1 protein-coding gene is annotated in these 646 nt (G+C 55.6%); it reads left to right on the top strand.

What is annotated here, in order from left to right; translation table 11 throughout:
- On the top strand, window positions 1–646 hold a 646-nt coding region (locus tag JCM12296_RS35460), incomplete at both ends, for an efflux RND transporter permease subunit (protein WP_172684299.1).

The following is a 646-nucleotide window of genomic DNA, read 5'->3' as shown; positions in this document are numbered from 1 at the left end:
CAGCGATTGACAAGGGTCCGGCCCAATGGCATGGAAGATGTGTCCGAGTACTGGATCGACGTGGACTGGGACAAAGCCGGGGCCATGGGGGTTCCCATCTCGTCCATCCACAATACCATTTCGGCCGCCTTTGGTAGCGCCTATGTCAACGATTTTATTCAGGCCGGCCGGGTCAAACGGGTCTTTGTTCAGGCGGACGCGCCTTACCGTATGCTGCCCAATGATTTGGAAAAACTGTATGTGCGTAACAACGAGGGCAAGATGGTCCCCTTCTCCTCCTTTGCCTCCGGGCAGTGGATGTTTGGTTCGCCCAGGCTGGAACGCTACAATGCCTTTCCGTCCATCAATATCTGGGGTGAGCCCGCACCGCGAAAAAGTTCCGGGGAGGCGATGGCCGCCATGGAAGAACTTGCTGCCAAATTGCCCCAGGGGATCGGCTTTGACTGGACCGGCCTGTCCTATCAGGAGCGGGTCGCAACAGCTCAGGGGCCTATTCTTTATGCCTTTTCCGTTTTTGTTATCTTTCTTTGCGTGGCTGCCCTGTATGAAAGCTGGACCATCCCTTTTGTCAATATGTTGATGCTGCCGTTAGGTGTCTTCGGCGCAATACTGGCCACATCACTACGCGGACTGCCCAGCGATGTCT

Source organism: Desulfosarcina cetonica JCM 12296, assembly GCF_001311845.1.
Lineage (GTDB): Bacteria > Desulfobacterota > Desulfobacteria > Desulfobacterales > Desulfosarcinaceae > Desulfosarcina > Desulfosarcina cetonica.
This window is presented reverse-complemented; position numbering and strand designations above follow the sequence as displayed.